This is a genomic window from Rhodopseudomonas palustris (assembly GCF_013415845.1).
Classification (GTDB): domain Bacteria; phylum Pseudomonadota; class Alphaproteobacteria; order Rhizobiales; family Xanthobacteraceae; genus Rhodopseudomonas; species Rhodopseudomonas palustris_F.
Genome location: NZ_CP058907.1, coordinates 5,273,273 through 5,292,639, shown reverse-complemented (window position 1 = coordinate 5,292,639; position 19,367 = coordinate 5,273,273). Strand labels below are relative to the sequence as shown.

The window sequence follows — 19,367 nt, the reverse complement described above, 5'->3', positions numbered from 1 at the left end:
CGACGACGCTGCTGCGATGCAAACAAGGTTGCGACGCACGCAAGCGCCGCGGCAGCGACTCCACGATTGCATTCATGCGGGAACAGCGGCAGCATTGCGATAGGTTCGCACTAAGCGAACCATTAAACACGATCCAGGGAGCATGCCGTGACCGCGCAGCCCACGCCGCAGGGTGCCTGGAGGATCACCTTCCTGCTGTTTCTATTCATGGTGGTCAACTTCGCCGACAAGATCGTCGTAGGCTTGGCCGGCGTGCCAATCATGCAGGAGCTGAAGCTCTCGCCCGAACAATTCGGTCTGCTCGGCTCGTCGTTCTTCTTCCTGTTCTCGATCACCGCGATCGTGGTCGGCTTCATCGTCAATCGGGTCGAGACCCGATGGGTGCTGCTGGCGCTGGCGCTGGTGTGGGCGGTGGCGCAGTTTCCGATGGTCGGCGAGGTCTCCTTCGCCACCTTCGTGATCTGCCGCATCATTCTCGGCGCCGGCGAAGGGCCGGCGTTCTCGGTCGCAGCGCATGCGATCTACAAGTGGTTTCCGGATCATCAGCGCACGCTGCCGACCGCGATCCTGTCGCAGGGCTCGGCGTTCGGCGTGATCCTGGCGGTGCCGGCGCTGAACTGGATCATCGTCAATCACTCCTGGCACTACGCCTTCGCGGCGCTCGGCATCGTCGGGCTGATGTGGGCGGTGGCGTGGGTCGCACTCGGCAAAGAGGGGCCGCTGGTGCCGAGCCCCGCGGCCGCCGCCGAGGTGAGGATTCCCTACGCGCGGCTGCTGACCTCGCGCACTTTCATCGGCTGCGTGCTGGCGACGTTCGGTGCCTATTGGGCGTTGTCGCTCGGGCTGACCTGGTTCACCACCTTCATCGTGCAGGGGCTGGGCTTCAGCCAGCACCAGGCCGGGCTGGTCTCGATCACGCCGTGGGTGTTCGGCGCCTGCGTGGTGCTGTTCACCGGCTGGCTGTCGCAGCGGTTGATGCAGCGCGGCGTCTCCAGCCGGATGGCGCGCGGCGTGCTTGGTGCGGCGCCACTCTTGGTCGGCGGCGCCATCATTCTGATGCTGCCCTATATCGACAGTCCCACCGCACGGATCGTCGCCCTGGTGGTCGGCTCCGGCCTGTGCGGCTCGATCTACGTGGTGTGTCCGCCGATGATCGCCGAGTTCGCTCCGGTGTCGCAGCGCGGCGCCGCGATCGCGATCTACAGCGCGCTGTATACGCTGGCGGGGATCATCGCGCCCTGGGTGATGGGCAGCGTACTGCAGCACTCAGCCTCGCCGCTTCACGGTTACATCGTCGGCTACGCCATCAACGGCGCGGTGATGATCGTTTCGGGTGTCGCCGGCCTGTTGCTGCTGTGGCCGAACACCGAGCGGGCACGGCTGTTGCAGAGCGCGGAGCCGGTGTCGCTGGGACTGCGCAAGCCGGCCTAAGGTGCTCACCCCAATGCCGGGCTTTTTCCTCAAGTCACCGGCGTTCAACTCCACCAACGCAGATGGCCGGGACGAGCCCGGCCATGCGCGTTTGAGGTCGTGGTGTTTGCAGCGCCTTATTGGCTCGCCGCATCGGTGTTGAACACTTCGCCTTCCGGCACCCAGCTCTTTCCGTCGAACCGCGCGATCTGCATCTGGGTATAGGGCGCGTAGCGGTCCGGGCGAGTCGATATCTTAATACCCGGCAGCAGCAGCGGCGCCGCGGTCGGCTTGATGTTGGTGACCTGCTTCAGCAGGTTGTCGCGGGTGAGATTGTCGCCGCAGGCTTCCAGCGTCTTCACCGTCATGTAGGCCGAGATGTAGCCGATCACGACGCTGCCGTCGGCGATATCGCCCTTCGGAAACCACTTGGCGAGGAAGTCCTTGAACTCCTTGACGTCGGCGTCGTTCTCGAAGCGCGGATCGGTCGGGGTCTTCATCGCGAGTGCGGTGAGCAGCCCGGTGGAAGCTTCGCTGCCGGCCGGCTCGAGCACGCCCTTGATCGAGCTGGCGACGCTGACGACGAAGTTCAACGGCTTCCAGTTCAGTTCGTGCACCTTGCGGATCGCCTGCGCGCCGAACTTCGGCGTCGCCATCGTGAACAACGTGTCGGCGCCGGAGGCCTTCAACGCGACGATCTGCGAGTCGACCGTCGGATCGGTGACCTCATAGGTCACTTCCTTGACGATCATGGTCTTAGCCTTGTCGCCGAGCCCGTCCTTCAGGCCTTTGACGTAGTCCTTGCCGGCGTCGTCATTCTGCGAGAATACGCCGAGCTTGGCGTCCGGCTTATGCTTCAGCAGGTACTTGGCGAAGATCATGCCCTCCATCTGGTAGGGCGGGTAGAGCTGCGTGGTCCACGGGAAGTTCTTCGGATCGTCCCACTTCGCCGCGCCGGTCGAGATGAAGATCTGCGGCACCTTCTTGGCGTTGAGATACTTTTGAGTAGCGGAATTGGTCGGCGTACCGACCGTGCCGACGATCGCCAGCACTTCCTCCTGTTCGACCAGCTTGCGGGTTTGCTCGACTGTCTTCGGCGGCGAATAGGCGTCGTCGAGGCTGATCAGGTTGATCTTGCGGCCGTTGACGCCGCCTTTTGCGTTGATCATCGCGTAGTAGGCGTTCTGGACTTGTCCTTGCACGCCGTAGGCCGAGGCCGGGCCGCTATACGGCATGGTCTGGCCGATCTTGATCTCGGTGTCGGTGACGCCGGGGCCGTATTGCTTCTGGGCGAACGCGGGCTGAGCTGCAGCGAGCGCGACGGCGCTGGCCAGGAGGAGCGAGGTGCGAATGGACAAATGTGTTTCCTCTCGTTGAAAGCCGCACTCTGCGGTGCGGGCTGAAGGTCGATCGCCCGAGTTTGTTGTTTGCGGTGCGATCCTGCCTACGCTCTCACGAGAACCGCGGCGGTTCAATTGAATTACGTGGCGGCGTAGCGGCGCAGGTCGCGCACAGCTGCACAAATTTCGCGGAGCGGACTAAGTGCTGCTAAGCTGCCCGCGTGATGGGATGATCAGCATGAGCGCGCTGTGATGATGAGTCCCGCCGGGCGCCGATTGCGGGTGCTGCTGTCTGAAGGCGGTAGCACCTCGGCGCGGCAGGCGATCACTATGCTGGGCCTCGCCGGACATCACGTCGAGATCTGCGATCCATCGCCGCTGTGTCTTGGCCGGTTCTCGCGCTTCGTGCGTGCGGTGCATCGCTGTCCGCCGCTGCGCCGCGATCCCGCCGGCTATCTCGGCTTCGTGACGGAGCTGCTGGCGCGGCGCGGCTTCGACGTGCTGTTGCCGATCCATGAGCAGGGACTGGTGTTCGCGCGCGCTCCCGATCGCATCGCCGCACTGGCCGGCGTGGCGTTGCCATCCTACGGCAGCTACCGCACCGCGGTGACCAAAGCCGGGTTCAGTCGGCTTTTGGAAAAGCTCGGCCTGCCGCAGCCGCCGACCCGGATCGTGACCTCCGAGCACGAGTTGATCGAGGTGGCGCGTGGTCCCTGCGTGATCAAGATATCGGTCGGCACCGCCAGCCGCGGGGTCTGGCGGGTGACGGATCAAGCGGCCCTCGACCAGGCGGTGTACGAGCTGCGCGCGGCGGAAGGCTTTGCCGGGGAACTGCTGGTGCAGGACTTCATCGCCGGTCCGATCGAGCACGCGCAGGCGGTGTTCGATCGCGGTGACCTCCTGGCGTTGCATGCCTATCGGCAGATCGAGACCGGTGCCGGCGGCGGGCCGTCGCGCAAGCTCAGTATTCGCGGCGATGCGGTCCGCGCTGATGTCGCAGCGATCGGCGCCGCGCTTGGCTGGCACGGAGCGCTTTCGTTCGATGTCATCCGGCCGGCGAACGATGCGCGGCCGCTGTACATCGATTGTAATCCGCGGCTGGTCGAGCCGATGAGCGCACAGCTTGCGGGGCTCGATCTGGTCGATCTGCTGCTGCGGCTGTCGCTCGGCGAGCAACCGGCGGCGCCCAAGCCGTCGCGGGACGGAGTCTGCAGCCATCTCGGCATGCAGGCGCTGCTCGGCTGCGCGCTTCGCAGCGGCTCACGTCGCAACGTGATGCGGGAATGCGTGCGGCTGATGCTGCGGCAGCCGCCCTATGCCGGCAGTGCCGAGGAATTGACGCCGGTGGGGCACGATGGGTTCAGCGCCGTGCCGTTGGTCGCAACGGCCGTGATCCTTCTTGCCGCGCCGCGACGCGCAACGACCCTGGCCGCGAAGGGCTGGGGCGATCACCTGCTCGATGCGGCGGCCCTTGCGCGGATCGATCGCGGTTTCGATCAGCCAGCCTGAGGTGTTGATGTCTCTGCGGCGCCTGACCTTGTTACAGATCCTTGGTATAGTCGTCGCGATCGCGGCCCGGCGCGCAGATGTCGCCGGTCTCGTACAGGTCGTCGTCGAGGGCGGGCGGCGGTTTCGGTGGTTCGGGCTTGGCTTTGCCTTTCCCCTCGCTGTTGCCGGGCTTCTTATCGCTTTTCGGAGCAGCGGCCTTGGGGCGCTTGCGCAGGAAGCCGATCATGGGCTCTCGGTTCCGTGATGGCTGGCGCGGGTGGTCCGAAGGCGCACACGCGGCCAGCGTTGCTGTCGCTCAGTTCAACTGCGATGACTGCGCAGAGACTAGACCGGATTCGTCAAAGCTCGCACGCAATTTTCGCGTCGCTTGATGCCGATACGCGAAGCTTTGTTCCGAAGTTAGGTCCGCCGACCCGAACTCTGCTGGTCGGCCAGCCACTCCGACAGCGGCCGCGGCTTGTCGTCTTCGGCCTTCTTGGAGCCTCGCTTGGTGGTCGAGGCTGTCGTCTTGGTGCGCTTGGTCTTGCTCGATGTCGCGGCTTGCGGCATTGCGGCTTCACGGGCGAGCCGCATGGCGCGCAGGCGCGCCATGTTGTCGAGGACTGCTTTGGCTGCGGCTTCGCGTTCGGCCTTGCCGTCGCCGCTTTGATCGGCGTTGCCAGCGCGGTGATCGTCGTCGTTCGTCATTCTTCCAATTCGATCGCGTTCCAGTTGGGAGGCGGCGTGATAGCACGAAAAAAGCCTCCGAACAGCCTTTCGGCGCTCGGAGGCTGTTCGACGTTGGTTTCGCGCGCGAAACTGCGCTCGCCGCAACGTCGCATCGGGCTCTGTTCCGCCGACGAAGCCTACGGCGGCGGAACAGAGCGATCCTAGTTGGTGACGCGCACGCCTGCGAAGGCGCCGAATCCGGGCTGCAGAAAGCCGACCGGCACCTCGTATTTCTTGTCGAACAGGTTGTCGATGCGGCCGAACACGGTGACGTGCGGATCGACCTCATAGCTGGCCGCCAGGTTCACGGTGGTGAACGACGGCGCGTCGAGCAACGTGGTGCCGAACCGGTCGTAGTCGACCCACGAGCTGGTGTAGAGCACGGTCGCCGACACCGTGGCGCGCTCGACCGGATTCCAGATCGCCGCCATCGTCACCTTGTTGTCGGGACGTCGCCGCAGCTTCTGGTCGGTCGTCTGGTCGATGGCGTGTGTATAGGTGTGGTCGACCCGGAAGCGCAGCGTCTCGGTCGCCTGCCACGACACGAACGATTCGACGCCCGAGGTGCGCGCCATGCCGATGTTCTTGTAGCTGTAGCCACCGATCGTCACGTCGTAGCCGGTCGAGTTGATCAGATCGTTGATCTCGTTGTTGAAGTAGGTCGAACCGAAAATGACGCGGTTGGCGAACAGCGGCTGTTCGAAGCCGACGTCGTAGCCCTTGCTGGTCTCGGGCTTCAGCGCCGGATTGCCGATCGTCGCGTAGGCCGGGTTGTTGACATAGAGCTGGGTCAGCGTCGGCGCCTTGAAGCCGGTGCCGTAGGTCGCCTTCAGCCGGGTCTCGAGGGTCGGCACGATGAACACTGGGGCGACACGCCAAGTCGAATGCCCGCCAAAGCTGTCGTTGTCGTCGTAGCGCACGTTGGAGACCAGGAAGAAGTTCTTGGTGAACTCCGACTGCAATTCGACGAAGCCCGCCGTGTTGCCGGTGCGGGCGCGCAGCGCCTTCTGCTGGTAGTTGCCAGCGAAATCGTAGTCCCCCACCGAATTGGTGCGGATCGTCTCATCCTGGCGTTCGGTGCCGACCACCAGTTTCTGCCCGTAGCCGACGTCGAGTACACCCTTCCAGTCGAACTTGGTGCGTTCCCCGGTGTACGAACTCGGCGGCGAGATGCCGGTGGCGAAGGTGAAGATGTTGGTGGTGAAGTCCGGGTTCGGATTGAACGTTCGATTCCATTCGTTGCTGTAGCTGACGCCGAACGTGCTGGTGAAATTGCCGAGCGGCGACCACACGGCTTCGCCGCGGGTCATGAAATCTCGGCTTGCGGTCGTGCTCTGCAACGTCTCGGGGAACGAGTTCGGATACCGCGAATAGTCGTCGCCGGTGAAGCCCTTGTGGGCATCGGTATAGCGGGCGACGTAGTTGAAGGCGAGTTCGTCGCTGGCGCGGACGCCAAGCCGAGTCGAATAGGTCAGGTTGTCGTAGTTGTCGTTGTTGCGCTGCTGGCCCGGAGCCAGCAGATTGAGCGGCGTCACCGGCAGGCTGGTCGTGCGATAATGCGCGACGTTGAAGGCGTAGTCGAAATTGTCCTGCGAGCCCGCGGCGCGCGCGGTCTGGTTGAAGGTGCCGAACGAGCCGCCTTCGAGCGTGCCGGTCAGCTTGGCGGGCCCGCTGCCGCGCTTGGTGACGACCGAGATCACGCCGCCGATCGCGTCCGAGCCGTACAGGCCGCTCTGCGGGCCGCGCAGCACTTCGATCCGCTCGATGTCGGAGGTAAGCAGGTTGGCAAAATCATAAGCGCCGTTCGGCTTGCTCGGATCACCGGCGTCGATGCCGTCGATCAGCACCTTGACGTGGTTGGAGTTGGTGCCGCGCATGAAGATCGCGGTCGAGCCGCCGGGGCCGCCGGTGCGCACCACATTGAGGCCGGGCACCATGCTGAGCGCGTCCGCGGCGGTGCGTTGCTGATAGCGGGTGAGATCGTCCGCGGTGATCACGGTCACCGAGCTCGCCACGTGTTCGCGCGGCGTTTCAGTGGCGGTGGCGCTGACGACGATCTCGGGCAGCACGTCCTGCGCGGCGGCAGCCGTGGTGAGCGAGAGCGCGGGCACCAGAATGGTGGAGGCAAGAAGCGCGCGTGAAAGTGCGGAGCAAGGCCGCGGCGCGGCGGGTCGGGATTGCATAAGGTTCAACCTCGGCAGACGTCTGTGGCACGTCACAGCGAACGAGGTCTCACCGAGCTTTCGAAAGCGGTGAAGACAATGCCTGCAATTCCCGGCCGGCAACTTCGCGTGTGACCACGAATGACGGCAGGTCTCCTGGCTCGCGGTTGATCTTCCGTCGCCTTCCCAGGACCGAGGTTCCCAGTGGCATCCGACGAAAGACGATCCGCTTACAGTTGCGGGAACAGCTACGGCCTAGAACGCGAAAGTGTCTGCGTCCGCACCGTATTCCCTTTTCATCCCTCTCGGGAACCGTCACCGCCATTAGAAGTCGCGGAATTCGCGAGTCAATTCGCCCATGGCGGCGAACAGGTGCAATCGCGGTCGGATTGTGACGAGCTGTGACTTGCGTGTAACAGCCGGGTCTGTACACCTCGCACGATAGTGGATGCGGCAGGTGACGATGGCGGAGTTCGTGGTGGAGTTCGGCAAGGACGGGCGGCGGGTCGAACCCGACGGCCGGCTCGACGCTGCCGCGTTCCATCGCAATGACGAGCCGATCCGCGCCGTGCTGGCCCGGCTTCTCGCCGGCCGGCAGGGTGACGTGCTCGAAGCGGGCAGCGGCACCGGCCAGCACATCGCAGCGCTGGCGCGCGAACATCAGGACATCGCGTGGTGGCCGAGCGACGTCAACGACCAGCACCTCAAGAGCATCGCCGCCTGGCGCGCCTATGTGGCGATGCCCAATCTGCGGCCGCCGCAGCGGATCGACCTGGCCGATCCCGCCTGGTCGGTGGCGCCGGCCGACGGGGCGGAGTCCGGGCCATTGCTGGCGATATTCTGTGCCAACGTCGTCCACATCGCGCCGTGGCGCGTCGCCGAAGGGCTGCTGGCTGGCGCCGGACGGCTGCTAAGCCAGGACGGCATGCTGGTGCTGTATGGACCGTTCAAGCAGGACGGCAAGCACACCGCGCTCAGCAATGCGGTGTTCGACACCAGCCTGCGCGACGCCAATCCAGAATGGGGCGTGCGCGACGTGGCGGATCTGGAACAGCTCGCGGCCGGTGCCGGCTTGGTGTTGAGCGAGACCGTCGAGATGCCGGCCAATAACCTGATCCTGGTGTTTGTACGGGCGAAACCGGCGGGGGCCCATGCGGCAGCCGGTGGCGCGGCGGGTTGATCACGCCCGGCCCGGCCCTATGATGCGCGCGCAATCGCCGGCCGTCGTCGGCCGGTGTGAGGAGAATCCCTGCCGATGGTCGATGCGACGGCCAACGACATCGTCGAAGACGATGCCCGTGCCCGTTCCAACGTGGTGCGGCTGGTCGCGGCGCAGGCGCTGACCGGCGCAAACGCCGCAGTGATCTTCGCGACCGGTTCGATCATCGGCGCGCAGCTCGCGCCGGAGATGTCGCTCGCGACCGTGCCGCTGTCGATGTACGTGCTCGGCCTTGCTGCCGGCACGCTGCCGACCGGGTGGATCGCACGGGCTTACGGCCGCCGCGTCTCGTTCATGATCGGCACCGGCTGCGGCACGCTCACCGGTGTGCTCGGCGCCGTCGCAATCCTGTACGGCTCGTTCCTGCTGTTCTGCGTCGCGACGTTCATCGGCGGGCTTTACGCAGCCGTGTCGCAGTCCTATCGGTTCGCCGCCGCCGACGGCGCCAGCGCCTCCTATCGCCCGAAGGCGGTGTCGTGGGTGATGGCAGGCGGCGTGTTCGCCGGCGTGCTCGGTCCGCAGCTCGTGCAGTGGACCATGGACGTCTGGCAGCCTTATCTGTTCGCGTTCTCCTATGTGGTGCAGGCGGCGATTGCGCTGATCGCCATGGCGGTGCTGTGGAGCGTCGATGCACCGAAGCCGAAGCCGGCGGAGCGGGCTGGCGGTCGTCCGCTGATGGAGATCGTGCGACAGCCGCGCTTCATCGCCGCGGCGCTGTGCGGCGCGATCGCCTATCCGATGATGAATTTGGTGATGACCTCGGCGCCGCTGGCGATGCAGATGTGCGGGCTGAGCGTCGGCGATTCCAATTTCGGCCTGCAATGGCACATCGTGGCGATGTACGCGCCGAGTTTCGTTACCGGCTCGCTGATCGCCAAGTTCGGCGCGCCGCGCGTGGTCGCGGCCGGCCTGGTCCTGGAAGCGCTCGGCGCGTCGATCGGCCTGCTCGGCGTCACCGCCCCGCACTTCTGGGCGACGCTGTTCGTGATCGGCGTCGGATGGAATCTGGCGTTCGTCGGCGCCTCGGCGCTGGTGCTGGAAACGCACCAGCCGAACGAGAAGAACAAGGTCCAGGCGTTCAACGACTTCATCATCTTCGGCCTGATGGCGCTGGGCTCGTTCTCGTCGGGCCAGCTGCTGGCGAACTACGGTTGGACCACCGTGAACCTCGCGGTGTTCCCGCCAGTGCTGCTCGGCCTGATCGTGCTGGCGATCACCGGCTGGTCGAAAGTCCGGAAACGAGTGGCCGAGGCCGCCACCGAACTATCCGATCGCGGCGTCTGACCGCGCAACAACACGGCCGGCCCCAAGCCGGGACTACAGGGAGTGAAGCAATGCCGTCGCGTGCGACCGGCCGCGCTCGCCGCCGCCGATGGTGACCGCTCCCGTTCCCGGCGAGACCTCGTTCCGCTATCACGGGTGGCGGATCGTGGCGGTGTGCTTCATCGTCGCCACGTTCGGCTGGGGGCTCGGCTTCTACGGCCAGAGCGTGTACCTCGCCGAACTAGCCCGACTTCATGGCTGGCCATCGTCGCAGATCGCAACCGCCACGACCTTCTTCTATCTCGCCGGTGCGCTACTGGTGGCGTTCGTCGGCGATGTGATCCGCGCTATCGGCGCGCGCGCCTGCCTGCTCGGCGGCATTGCGGCGATGGCAGTCGGCACGGTGCTGCTCGGCCGCATCGACGCGCCGTGGCAGCTCTATGCGGTGGATGCGATCCTCGCGGTCGGATGGGCCGGCACCAGTCTCGGCGCGATCACCAACACGCTTGGCCTGTGGTTCGACCAGCGCCGCGGCATGGCAATCAGCCTGGCGCTGAACGGCGCCAGCTTCGGCGGCATTGTGGGCGTGCCGCTGCTGGTGGCGTTGATCGGTGCGCTCGGCTTCACCGGGGCAACTACGGCCGCGGCGATCGCCGCGGTGGCGGTGTTGATGCCGCTGGTCGCGATCGTGGTCGCGCCGCCACCGCATCTCGCCAGTGCTGCACCGGCGGCCACTGCACCGCGGGCGCTGTCCTCCGGCGCGATCCGCAGCGGCGCGCTACGCGACCTCGGTTTTCTGACCGCCACCATTGCGTTCTCGCTCGTTCTGTTCGCGCAGGTCGGGTTCATCGTCCACCTGATCGCCTATCTGGATCCGCTGATCGGACGGGAGCGTGCCGCGGTGGCGATGTCGCTGCTGACCGCGATGGCGGTGGTTGGCCGGGTGTCGCTGTCGGTGGTGATCGATCGCCTCAATCAGCGTCTGGTCTCGGCGCTGTTGTTCGCCAGTCAGGCGGTGGCGCTGGGCGTGCTCATCTCCACCCGCGATGCGACGATGCTGCTGGTCGCCTGCGCGCTGTTCGGCTTCTCGGTCGGTAATCTGATCACCTTGCCGGCGCTGATCATCCAGCGCGAATTCCCGGCGTCGTCGTTTGGTGTCCTGGTGGCGCTCAACACCGCGATCAACCAGGTCACCTACGCGTTTGGCCCCGGCGTCATCGGCCTGCTGCGCGACGCATCGGGCAGTTATACGCTGCCGTTCACCGGCTGCATCGCGCTGCAGCTCGCCGCTGCAGCGCTGATCATGGTGCGGCGAGGGCGAAGATGATCTTTCTGCCGTCATTCAGGGACGCTCGCTTTCGAAGCGCCCCAGATGACTGCTTTACGCCAACTCCGGCGTCTCGCCCTCCGGCAGCGGGAATTGGTGGGCGTTGAGCGTCATCGACACCATGGTGTAGTAGCCGCACAGCCCGATCACTTCGACCAGACCGCGCTCGCCCAGTAGCTGCATCGCCTCGTCATACAGCGGCTGCGGCAGCCCCTTGGCTTCATGCAAGGCGCGGGCGACGTCGTAGATCACCTGCGCCTTCGGATCGTCGAACGATGGCGTGCGGCGGTCGCGGATCGCGTCGATGATCTTCGGATCGAGGCCGCCGTCGAGCGCCATCTTCTTGTGCGCGTACCATTCGAATTGCGCGGTCCAGTGCCGCGCCGTGACCAGGATCGCCAGCTCCGACAGCGCCGGCGTCAGCGAGGTGTCGTAGCGCAGGAAGGCGCCGAGCCGCGTGGCGTGCCGGGCCATCTCCGGGCTCGCCAGCCACGCCATCATCGGCGGCGGCGGGCTGCCGCGCTTGCTGGCGATCGACTCGTCATAGATGGCGCGTTGCTCGGCGCTCATTTCGCCAGGCGAAAGCAGATTCAGGCGCATCCTCGTTGTCCTCTTTGGCTGTCGGGCGGGTGTTCCCTAGCACATCGCCGCAAGACCGCCGCCCGAGACGGATATTGAATTCCACCGCGCGACGCGCCAAGGTCGCCGCCAATAAATGCACCGTCGGCGTGCAACGCGCCGGCGCAAATGTGGATGGAAACCGCATGACCGATCTCGATACATTCCGCGCCGAGACCCGCGCCTGGCTGGAGGCGAATTGCCCTGCCGAGATGCGCACGCCGATGCAAGGCGACGAGGACAATTTCTGGGGCGGCCGCAACGCCAAATTCACCTCCGAGGCGCAGAAGGTCTGGTTCGAGCGGATGCGCGACAAGGGTTGGACCGTGCCGGACTGGCCGACGCAATATGGCGGCGGCGGGCTCGACGGCGCTCGCCACAAGATCCTGCGTGAAGAGATGGCGGCGATCGGGGCACGCTCGCCGCTGTCGTCGTTCGGCATCTGGATGCTCGGGCCGGCGCTTCTGAAATACGGCAACGAGCAGCAGAAGGCTGAGCATCTGCCGAAGATCGCGCGCGGCGAAATCCGCTGGTGCCAGGGTTATTCCGAGCCGAACGCCGGCTCCGACCTTGCCTCGCTGCAGACCCGCGCCGAGAGCGATGGCAACGATTTCATCATCAACGGCTCGAAGATCTGGACGTCTTACGCCAACTACGCGGACTGGATCTTCTGCCTGGTGCGGACCGATCCGAGCGCCAAGAAGCATGACGGCATCAGCTTCATCCTGTTCGACATGACTTCGAAGGGCGTGACGACCAAGCCGATCCTGCTGATCTCCGGCAAGTCGCCGTTCTGCGAGACCTTCTTCGACAACGTCCGGGTACCGAAGTCGCACGTCGTCGGCACCATCAACCGCGGCTGGGATGTGGCGAAGTATCTGCTGCAGCACGAGCGCGCGATGATTTCCGGCATGGGCGGCCGCGACGGCGGCCGGCCGCTCGGTCAGGTCGCGGCGGATTCGCTCGGCTCCGACGATCAGGGCCGGCTCGACGATCCGATCCTGCGCGGCCAGATCGCCACCTTCGATGTCGACGAGGCGGCGCTGGCCTGCGCGGCGGAGCGGGCGGTCGATCTCGCCAAGGCCGGTCAACTGCACCCGGCGTTCTCGTCGGCGATGAAGTACTACGGCACCGAGCTGAACAAGCGCCGCCACGAGATCCTGATGTCGGCCGGCGGCATCGATGCGCTGGAGTGGGAGAGTGAGCGCAGCCAGGAAGGCGCCCGCGCCCGTGCCTGGCTGCGCACCAAGGCCAACTCGATCGAAGGCGGCACCAGCGAAGTGATGCTCGGCATCGTCGCCAAGCGCATTCTTGATCTACCGGGGGCGTAGTTGCGCGGCACACCCTCTCCCCGAGTCATTCCGGGGCGCGCGTAGCGCGAACCCGGAATCCATAACCACCGCAGGGAGTATGGATTCCGGCCTGCGCCCCAAGCGGCGCATCGCGGAACGACCGACTCAAACCTTATCGCTCTTGGCTTTCATCGAAAGACAATCACCATGGCTCTCGTCCTCACCGAAGAACAAACCATGTTGCGCGACTCGGCGCGCGGACTGATCGGCGACAAGGCGCCGGTCGCTCACTTGCGCCGGCTCCGCGACGAGCGTGACGCCACCGGCTTCTCCCGCGAACTGTGGAAGAGCTTCGCCGAGATGGGCTTTGCCGGTCTGCTGGTGCCGGAGGAGTTCGGCGGCTCGGGGCTCGGCTGCGTCGAGGCCGGCGTGGTGATGGAGGAGATCGGCCGCAACCTGACGCCGTCGCCGCAGCTGTCGACCGCGATCCTGGCCGCCTCCGCGTTGGCGCGCGGCGGCTCGGAAGCCCAGAAGAAGGCTTATCTGCCGAAGCTCGCCGACGGCTCGCTGATCGCAGCGCTTGCGGTCGACGAGGGCGCCAAGCACCGGCCCGCGAAGATCGCGATGACCGCGACGCGCGCCGGCAACGGCTTCAAGCTGAAAGGCGACAAGGCGCTGGTGGTCGACGGCCATGTCGCCGACCTTCTGATCGTCGCGGCGCGCAGCGCCGGTCAGCCGGGCGATGCGGATGGGCTGACGCTGTTCCTGGTCGACTCGAAGGCGAAGGGCGTTGCGATCGAGCGCACCGTGATGGTCGACGCCCACAACGCAGCGCGGATCAGTTTCGACGACGTCGAGGTGAATGCCGATCAGGTGCTCGGCGAGGTCGATCGCGGCGGCGCGCTGCTCGAGGCGGTGCTAAACGTCGGCCGCGCGGCGGTTGCTGCCGAAATGCTCGGCGTCGCGGATGAGGCGTTCGGGCGGACAGTGAGCTATCTGAAAGAGCGCAAGCAGTTCGGCAAGCTGATCGGCGAATTCCAGGCGCTGCAGCACCGCGCCGCGCATCTCTACACCGAGATCGAAATCCTTCGCGCCGCCGTGCTCAAGGCGCTGCAGGCAGTCGATGCGGACGCCGTGCAGGCGCGCGTCGCGGTTTCGGTCGCCAAGGCCAAGGCCGGAACGGTGGCGACGCTGGCGGTGCAGGAAGGCGTGCAGATGCACGGCGGCATGGGCATGACCGACCAGTTCGACATCGGTCTGTTCATGAAACGCGCGCGCGTTCTGCAGGAACTGCTCGGCGACAGCGCCTATCACGCCGAAGCGTTGGCGGAGTGGAAGAAGTACTGAGGCCCGACCAGAACGTCGTTCGTCTTCTGTCGTCCGACCTCTCTACCGTCATTCCGGGATGCGCCGCGCAGCGGCGCAGGCCCGGAATTCATAGCCTCTGAGTTCTCGGTTAAGCGCCAGCGATGCCGTGCCCAGCAGCATGCACGGGGGGGTACGGATTCCGGGTTCGCGCTGCGCGCGCCCCGGAATGACGAACGAGAGGTTGTTTGAGAGCGCAGGCCCATCAACACTCTAACCCGTCATCCCCGCCCATTGCCGTCATCCCCGCGTAGGCGGGGATCCAGTATTCCAGGGGACTCTCGTGCCGATCGCCGTCGCTCTGCAATACTGGGTCGCCCGCCTTCGCGGGCGATGACGGTGGAGGGTGTAGCAGCGCCAACGAACGGGCTGACGCCGTCCCTACCTGATCGGCGGGGCGTATTGGATGCCGCCGTTGCTCCAGAGCTGGTTCAGGCCGCGCGGGATGCCGAGTTTGCCGACGTTGCGGTCGTAGACCTCGCCGTAATTGCCGACATGGCGGATGACGCGGGCGGCCCAGTCCTTCGACAGGCCGAGATCCTCGCCGAACGCGCCTTCGGTGCCGACCAGGCGCATCACATCCGGTTTCTTCGACTTCAGCGCTTCGCCGATGTTCTGCGAGGTGATGCCCAGCTCTTCGGCGTTGATCATCGCGTACAGCGTCCACTTCACGATCATCATCCAGTCGTCGTCGCGCTGGCGCACCACCGGTGCGAGCGGCTCCTTGGAAATAACGTCGGGCAGGATGATGTGGTCGCCGGACTTCTCGAAGGTCTTGCGCAGCGCGTAGAGCTGCGACACGTCGGCCGTGAAGGTGTCGCACTGGCCGTCCTTGTAGGACTTCACCACGTCGTCGAATTTCTCCGACTTCACCTCCTGATACTTCATGTTGTTGGCACGGAAGTAATCGGCGAGGTTGAGCTGGGTGGTGGTGCCGTTCTGGACGCAGACCTTGCTGCCGTCGAGTTCGACAGCGCTGTCGATCTTGCGCGAGGCCGGCACCATGAAGCCCTGGCCGTCGTAATAGGCGACCGCCGGGAAATACAGATCGTAATTGGTTTCGCGCGACATGCTCCAGGTCGAGTTGCGCGACAGGATGTCGACCTTGCGGCTCTGCAGTTCCTTGAAGCGCTCGTTGGCATCGAGCGGCACGAACTGCACCTTGTTCGGGTCGTCGAAGATCGCAGCCGCTACTGCGCGGCAGAAATCGACGTCGAAGCCGGTCCAGTTGCCCTTGTCGTCCGGCGTCGAGAACCCGGGCAGGCCCTTATTGACGCCGCACAGTACGGCATCGCGGCGAATGGTGCGCTTCAGCGTCTTGGTGTCGTAGCGCTCATAGGTGATCGCCGCCGCCGCGATGCCCGCCGCGACCACGAGCCCGATTGCAAGCCCGGTTCGAAACGTCCGTTTGAACATGCTGAGTCTTTCGCAAAAAAAGAGAAGGGAAGGCAGGCGGGAGGGCGTTACAGCTCGGGCCTTTGCCGGACCACCACCTTGGTGCCGACCGGGACGCGGGCATACAGGTCCATCACGTCGGCATTGACCAGACGGAAGCAGCCTGACGAAATCGCGGTGCCGATGGTGTCGGGCCGGTTGGTGCCGTGGATGCGATACACCGTCGAGCCGAGATACATCGCCCGCGCGCCGAGCGGATTGCCGGGGCCGCCGGCCATGAAGCGCGGCAGATAGGGCTGACGCTGGATCATCTCCGGCGGCGGCACCCAATCCGGCCATTCGGCCTTCCGCGAGATCTTCAAGAGGCCCTGCCAGGTGAAGCCTTCGCGGCCGACGCCGATGCCGTAGCGCAGCGCGCGGTTGTTGCCCTGAACCAGATACAGATAGCGTTCGGAGGTCTGGACGATAATGGTGCCGGGCGCCTCGGTGGTGCGGAAATACACCATCTGCTTCTGCCACTCCGGCGGCAGCACGTAGCCGTCGTCAGCGATCAGCCCGGGCTCGTCACCGGCATCCTGCTGCTGCGCGTAGCTGGGCACGGAAGCGAGCATGACCAGGGCTGCCGCGGCAACCACCCGGCTCAACAAGCGCGGAAATCTCATGATACCCCCATCGCAAACCACTGGCGGGGCTATGTATCACGTCAGCCCTTACCGATCCACAACCGCAGCAGCAGCGAGACTAGCGTCACCGCGCCGACACCGGCGAGCCACAGCGCCACGAACCACAGCAGTCGTCGCGGCAAGGGCGTTCGAGGTTCAATCGGTGCGCTCAATGATAGCCGCTCTCCGGATCGACCTTGCCGCGAAACACCCAATAGGCCCACGCGGTGTAGGTGAGGATGATCGGCACCAGGATGGCGACGCCGACCAGCATGAACAGTTGGCTGTTCTCCGGCGCAGCCGCCTGCCAGATGGTGATGCTCCGTGGCACCACATAGGGCCACAGGCTGATGCCGAGGCCCGCATAGGACAGCGCGAACAGGCACAGCGTCAGCAGGAACGGCTGGTAGTCGCGCCGCTGCGCCAGCGCGCGCAGCAGCAGCGCGGTGACGATGGCGACGGCGAGCGGCACCTGCGCAGTGGCGAGAACGTTCGGCCAGGCGAACCAGCGCTGCGAGTAATCGTAACTCAGGAACGGCGTCGCGGCGCTGACGGCGACAATCGCCACGAGCAGGGCGAGCAGTAGCCAGCGGCTCAGCTGATACGCGGTGTCGCGCAGCTCACCGGTGGTTTTCATCACCAACCAGTTTGCGCCGAGCAAAGCGTAGCCGATCACCAGCGCGACGCCGGTGAGCAGGCTGAACGGCGTCAGCCAATCCCACCAGCCGCCCGCATAGGCGCGGCCTTCGACGTGAACGCCCTGCAGCAGCGCGCCGAGCGCGACGCCCTGCGCCAGCGTGGCCACCAGCGAGCCGAGGAAGAACGCGACGTCCCAGCGATTGCGCTCGCGCTGGGTCCGCCAGCGGAATTCAAACGCGACGCCGCGAAACGCCAGCCCGAGCAACATCGCGATGATCGGCGTGTACAGCGCCGGCATCAGCACCGCATAGGCCAGCGGGAATGCCGCGAACAGGCCACCACCGCCGAGCACCAGCCAGGTCTCGTTGCCGTCCCACACCGGGGCGACGCTGTTCATGATCACGTCGCGATCGCGCTTGGCCCGAAACAGCGGAAACAGAATGCCGAGCCCGAGGTCGAAGCCGTCCATCACCACATAGACGAACACCGCAAAGGCGATGATGAAAGCCCAGATCGTCGCGATGTCATAAGCCATAGCCACAACCGAATCCTGCTCAACTGAATCTGCGGGTGGCGATCGCCGGCGCCGGCGTGATGCCGGCGGCACGTTCGGGCGTATCGCCGCGCGGGCCTTCCTCGCCAGGGTGCGGCGGATGCGCCATCAGCCGCAGGATGTAGACCACCCCTGCGATGAAGATGGCGAAATACACCAGGATGAAGGCGATCAGCGACGTGGCCACCGCCGGTGCGGCCAGTGGCGACACAGAGTCGACGGTGCGCAGCAGGCCGAACACGGTGAACGGCTGCCGTCCGGTTTCGGTGGTCACCCAGCCGGCCAGCACGGCGATGAAGCCGGCCGGGCCCATCGCCAGCGCGAAGCGGTGCAATGGCCGGGATTCGAACAGCTGGCCGCGCCAGCGCAGCCACAGGCTGAACACGCCGAGGCCGAGCATCAGGAAGCCGAGCGCGACCATCACACGGAACGACCAGAAGGTGATCGGCACCGGCGGCCAGTTTTCACGCGGCACAGTGTCGAGGCCGGCGAGCGGCGCATCGAGTGAGTGCTTCAAGATCAACGACGACAGTTTCGGAATCTGCAGCGCGTAGCGCACCACCGCGGCGTCCTGATCAGGCAGGCCGAACAGGATCAGCGGCGCGCCGTCTGGATGGCTCTGGTAGTGGCCTTCCATCGCCATCACCTTGGCGGGCTGGTGCTCCAGCGTATTGAGGCCGTGCGCGTCGCCGGCGAAGATCTGGATCGGTGCCACCACGGCGATCATCCACATCGCCATCGAGAACATCATCCGCGCGCCGGGCTGCCGGGTGTTGCTCAGCAGATGATAGGCGCCGACCGAGCCCACCACGAGCGCAGTGGTGAGATAGGCGGCCAGAACCATATGCGTGAGGCGATACGGAAACGACGGATTGAAGATCAGCTTGAACCAGTCGACCGCGATGAATTGCCCGACGTCGTTGACGGCGTAACCGGTCGGGGTCTGCATCCAGGAATTGGCCGACAGAATCCAGAACGCCGAGGTCAGCGTGCCGATCGCGACCATCAGCGTGGCGAGGAAGTGCAGCCGCGGTCCCACCAGCTTGAGGCCGAACAGCATGACGCCGAGGAATCCCGCCTCGAGGAAGAAGGCGGTCAGCACCTCATAGGCCATCAGCGGGCCGAGCACCGGACCGGTCTTGTCGGAGAACACCGCCCAGTTGGTGCCGAACTGGTAGGACATCACGATGCCCGACACCACGCCCATGCCGAACGCGATGGCGAAGATCTTCATCCAGTAATTGAACAGGTTGATGAAGACTTCGCGCTTGGTCCACAGCCACAGCGCTTCGAGCACAGCGAGATAGCTCGCAAGGCCGATCGAAAAGGCTGGGAAGATGATGTGAAACGAAACCGTGAAGGCGAACTGGAGGCGCGCCAGCACCACCGGATCAAGACTTTCGAACATCGCACCGATCCGTAGACGTGACGGAAGATGACGCGCACATCATCGACCGACTATGTATCGCCGCACTGCATCGATGCCTAGACGGCAGGCGTTAACAATTCCGCGACGGCGCTGCACTCAATCGAAAATCGTTCCGTTTGTTCCTAATTTGCGGTGCCCGCATCGCGCTGCGTCAACACAACGCATCGACGTACCTCGAACAAGCGAAAACCCGGACGAGGGGGCATCTCGTCCGGGTCCCTTGGAGGCCTACGATGGGGTGTCGGAGGCTTTGGAATTTCGCTGTCGCGCGACCCGCGTTTGGTGGCCGCTGCGTCGATGAAGATCACCCTAGCAGGCTGATCTTTCCGTTCGATGTCGTCGATCGTTTCAATTGTTTCGTTCGACGGTCCGGCATCTCTAATGTTGACTATAGTGACCACCACATCGTGGCACGAGGGCGGCGGACCAGAACCTCTCCAAACTGCCGGCGTGCGACCAAGCGGCGCGGAGTGCCT

The 19,367-nt window shown here is 65.2% G+C and carries 17 protein-coding genes and 1 riboswitch; of the genes, 7 read left to right on the top strand and 10 right to left on the bottom strand.

Annotated features, from left to right (window positions below; all coding sequences use genetic code 11):
• Positions 1–207 precede the first annotated feature (207 nt).
• On the top strand, positions 208–1,431 hold the full coding sequence (locus HZF03_RS24230; protein WP_234832204.1) for an MFS transporter: 1,224 nt from the start codon (positions 208–210) through the stop codon (positions 1,429–1,431).
• Between the two features lie 116 nt (positions 1,432–1,547).
• On the opposite strand, the gene HZF03_RS24225 is transcribed toward HZF03_RS24230, so the two are convergent.
• Complete coding sequence (locus HZF03_RS24225; protein WP_119017998.1) at positions 1,548–2,768, bottom strand: ABC transporter substrate-binding protein; 1,221 nt, start codon at positions 2,766–2,768, stop codon at positions 1,548–1,550.
• A 234-nt stretch (positions 2,769–3,002) separates the two neighbouring features.
• On the opposite strand from HZF03_RS24225, the gene HZF03_RS24220 reads away from it, so the two are divergent.
• Positions 3,003–4,259 carry an ATP-grasp domain-containing protein gene (locus HZF03_RS24220; protein ID WP_119017997.1) on the top strand — a complete coding sequence of 419 codons (1,257 nt, stop codon included), beginning with the start codon at positions 3,003–3,005 and terminating at the stop codon, positions 4,257–4,259.
• A gap of 31 nt (positions 4,260–4,290) precedes the next feature.
• Here the strand turns inward: HZF03_RS24220 and HZF03_RS24215 are convergent, their stop codons facing one another.
• The 3 genes from HZF03_RS24215 to HZF03_RS24205 form a co-directional block, all read right to left on the bottom strand.
• Positions 4,291–4,485, bottom strand: coding sequence for a hypothetical protein (locus HZF03_RS24215; protein WP_011160337.1), 195 nt, complete (start codon positions 4,483–4,485; stop codon positions 4,291–4,293).
• 173 nt (positions 4,486–4,658) lie between these two features.
• A complete protein-coding gene (locus HZF03_RS24210) occupies positions 4,659–4,946 on the bottom strand; it encodes a hypothetical protein (RefSeq protein ID WP_011160336.1) in 288 nt (95 codons plus the stop codon).
• A 182-nt stretch (positions 4,947–5,128) separates the two neighbouring features.
• On the bottom strand, positions 5,129–7,078 hold the full coding sequence (locus tag HZF03_RS24205; protein ID WP_234832203.1) for a TonB-dependent receptor plug domain-containing protein: 1,950 nt from the start codon (positions 7,076–7,078) through the stop codon (positions 5,129–5,131).
• A gap of 180 nt (positions 7,079–7,258) precedes the next feature.
• Positions 7,259–7,461, bottom strand: a riboswitch (cobalamin riboswitch).
• A 131-nt stretch (positions 7,462–7,592) separates the two neighbouring features.
• Here HZF03_RS24205 and HZF03_RS24200 point away from each other — a divergent pair.
• From HZF03_RS24200 to HZF03_RS24190, 3 genes are all read left to right on the top strand, one after another.
• Positions 7,593–8,309 carry a DUF938 domain-containing protein gene (locus HZF03_RS24200; protein WP_119018004.1) on the top strand — a complete coding sequence of 239 codons (717 nt, stop codon included), beginning with the start codon at positions 7,593–7,595 and terminating at the stop codon, positions 8,307–8,309.
• Between the two features lie 75 nt (positions 8,310–8,384).
• Positions 8,385–9,632: an MFS transporter gene (locus tag HZF03_RS24195; protein ID WP_119017995.1), complete on the top strand. Its 1,248-nt coding sequence runs from the start codon at positions 8,385–8,387 to the stop codon at positions 9,630–9,632.
• A gap of 88 nt (positions 9,633–9,720) precedes the next feature.
• Positions 9,721–10,938 carry an MFS transporter gene (locus HZF03_RS24190; RefSeq protein ID WP_119017994.1) on the top strand — a complete coding sequence of 406 codons (1,218 nt, stop codon included), beginning with the start codon at positions 9,721–9,723 and terminating at the stop codon, positions 10,936–10,938.
• Positions 10,939–10,992: 54 nt separating this feature from the next.
• Here the strand turns inward: HZF03_RS24190 and HZF03_RS24185 are convergent, their stop codons facing one another.
• Complete coding sequence (locus tag HZF03_RS24185) at positions 10,993–11,538, bottom strand: carboxymuconolactone decarboxylase family protein (protein WP_119017993.1); 546 nt, start codon at positions 11,536–11,538, stop codon at positions 10,993–10,995.
• Between the two features lie 164 nt (positions 11,539–11,702).
• Here HZF03_RS24185 and HZF03_RS24180 point away from each other — a divergent pair, with 164 nt between their 5' ends.
• Both HZF03_RS24180 and HZF03_RS24175 read left to right on the top strand, forming a co-directional pair.
• Entirely contained in the window at positions 11,703–12,887 is a 1,185-nt protein-coding gene (locus tag HZF03_RS24180) for an acyl-CoA dehydrogenase family protein (protein WP_119018003.1), read from the top strand.
• A gap of 168 nt (positions 12,888–13,055) precedes the next feature.
• The gene (locus HZF03_RS24175; RefSeq protein ID WP_119017992.1) at positions 13,056–14,195 is read left to right on the top strand and encodes an acyl-CoA dehydrogenase family protein; all 1,140 of its coding nucleotides are present in this window, start codon (positions 13,056–13,058) and stop codon (positions 14,193–14,195) included.
• Between the two features lie 399 nt (positions 14,196–14,594).
• Here HZF03_RS24175 and HZF03_RS24170 read toward each other — a convergent pair whose 3' ends face one another.
• From HZF03_RS24170 to HZF03_RS24150, 5 genes are all read right to left on the bottom strand, one after another.
• The gene (locus tag HZF03_RS24170) at positions 14,595–15,629 is read right to left on the bottom strand and encodes an amino acid ABC transporter substrate-binding protein (RefSeq protein WP_119019813.1); all 1,035 of its coding nucleotides are present in this window, start codon (positions 15,627–15,629) and stop codon (positions 14,595–14,597) included.
• A 47-nt stretch (positions 15,630–15,676) separates the two neighbouring features.
• On the bottom strand, positions 15,677–16,219 hold the full coding sequence (locus HZF03_RS24165; RefSeq protein WP_375164870.1) for a L,D-transpeptidase: 543 nt from the start codon (positions 16,217–16,219) through the stop codon (positions 15,677–15,679).
• Between the two features lie 92 nt (positions 16,220–16,311).
• Positions 16,312–16,443 carry a hypothetical protein gene (locus HZF03_RS24160; RefSeq protein WP_011160327.1) on the bottom strand — a complete coding sequence of 44 codons (132 nt, stop codon included), beginning with the start codon at positions 16,441–16,443 and terminating at the stop codon, positions 16,312–16,314.
• Positions 16,440–17,444, bottom strand: coding sequence for a cytochrome d ubiquinol oxidase subunit II (gene cydB, locus HZF03_RS24155; RefSeq protein WP_119019812.1), 1,005 nt, complete (start codon positions 17,442–17,444; stop codon positions 16,440–16,442). The genes HZF03_RS24160 and cydB overlap by 4 nt, the downstream gene beginning before the upstream one ends.
• Before the next feature lie 19 nt (positions 17,445–17,463).
• Positions 17,464–18,870 carry a cytochrome ubiquinol oxidase subunit I gene (locus tag HZF03_RS24150; RefSeq protein WP_119019811.1) on the bottom strand — a complete coding sequence of 469 codons (1,407 nt, stop codon included), beginning with the start codon at positions 18,868–18,870 and terminating at the stop codon, positions 17,464–17,466.
• Positions 18,871–19,367 lie beyond the last annotated feature (497 nt).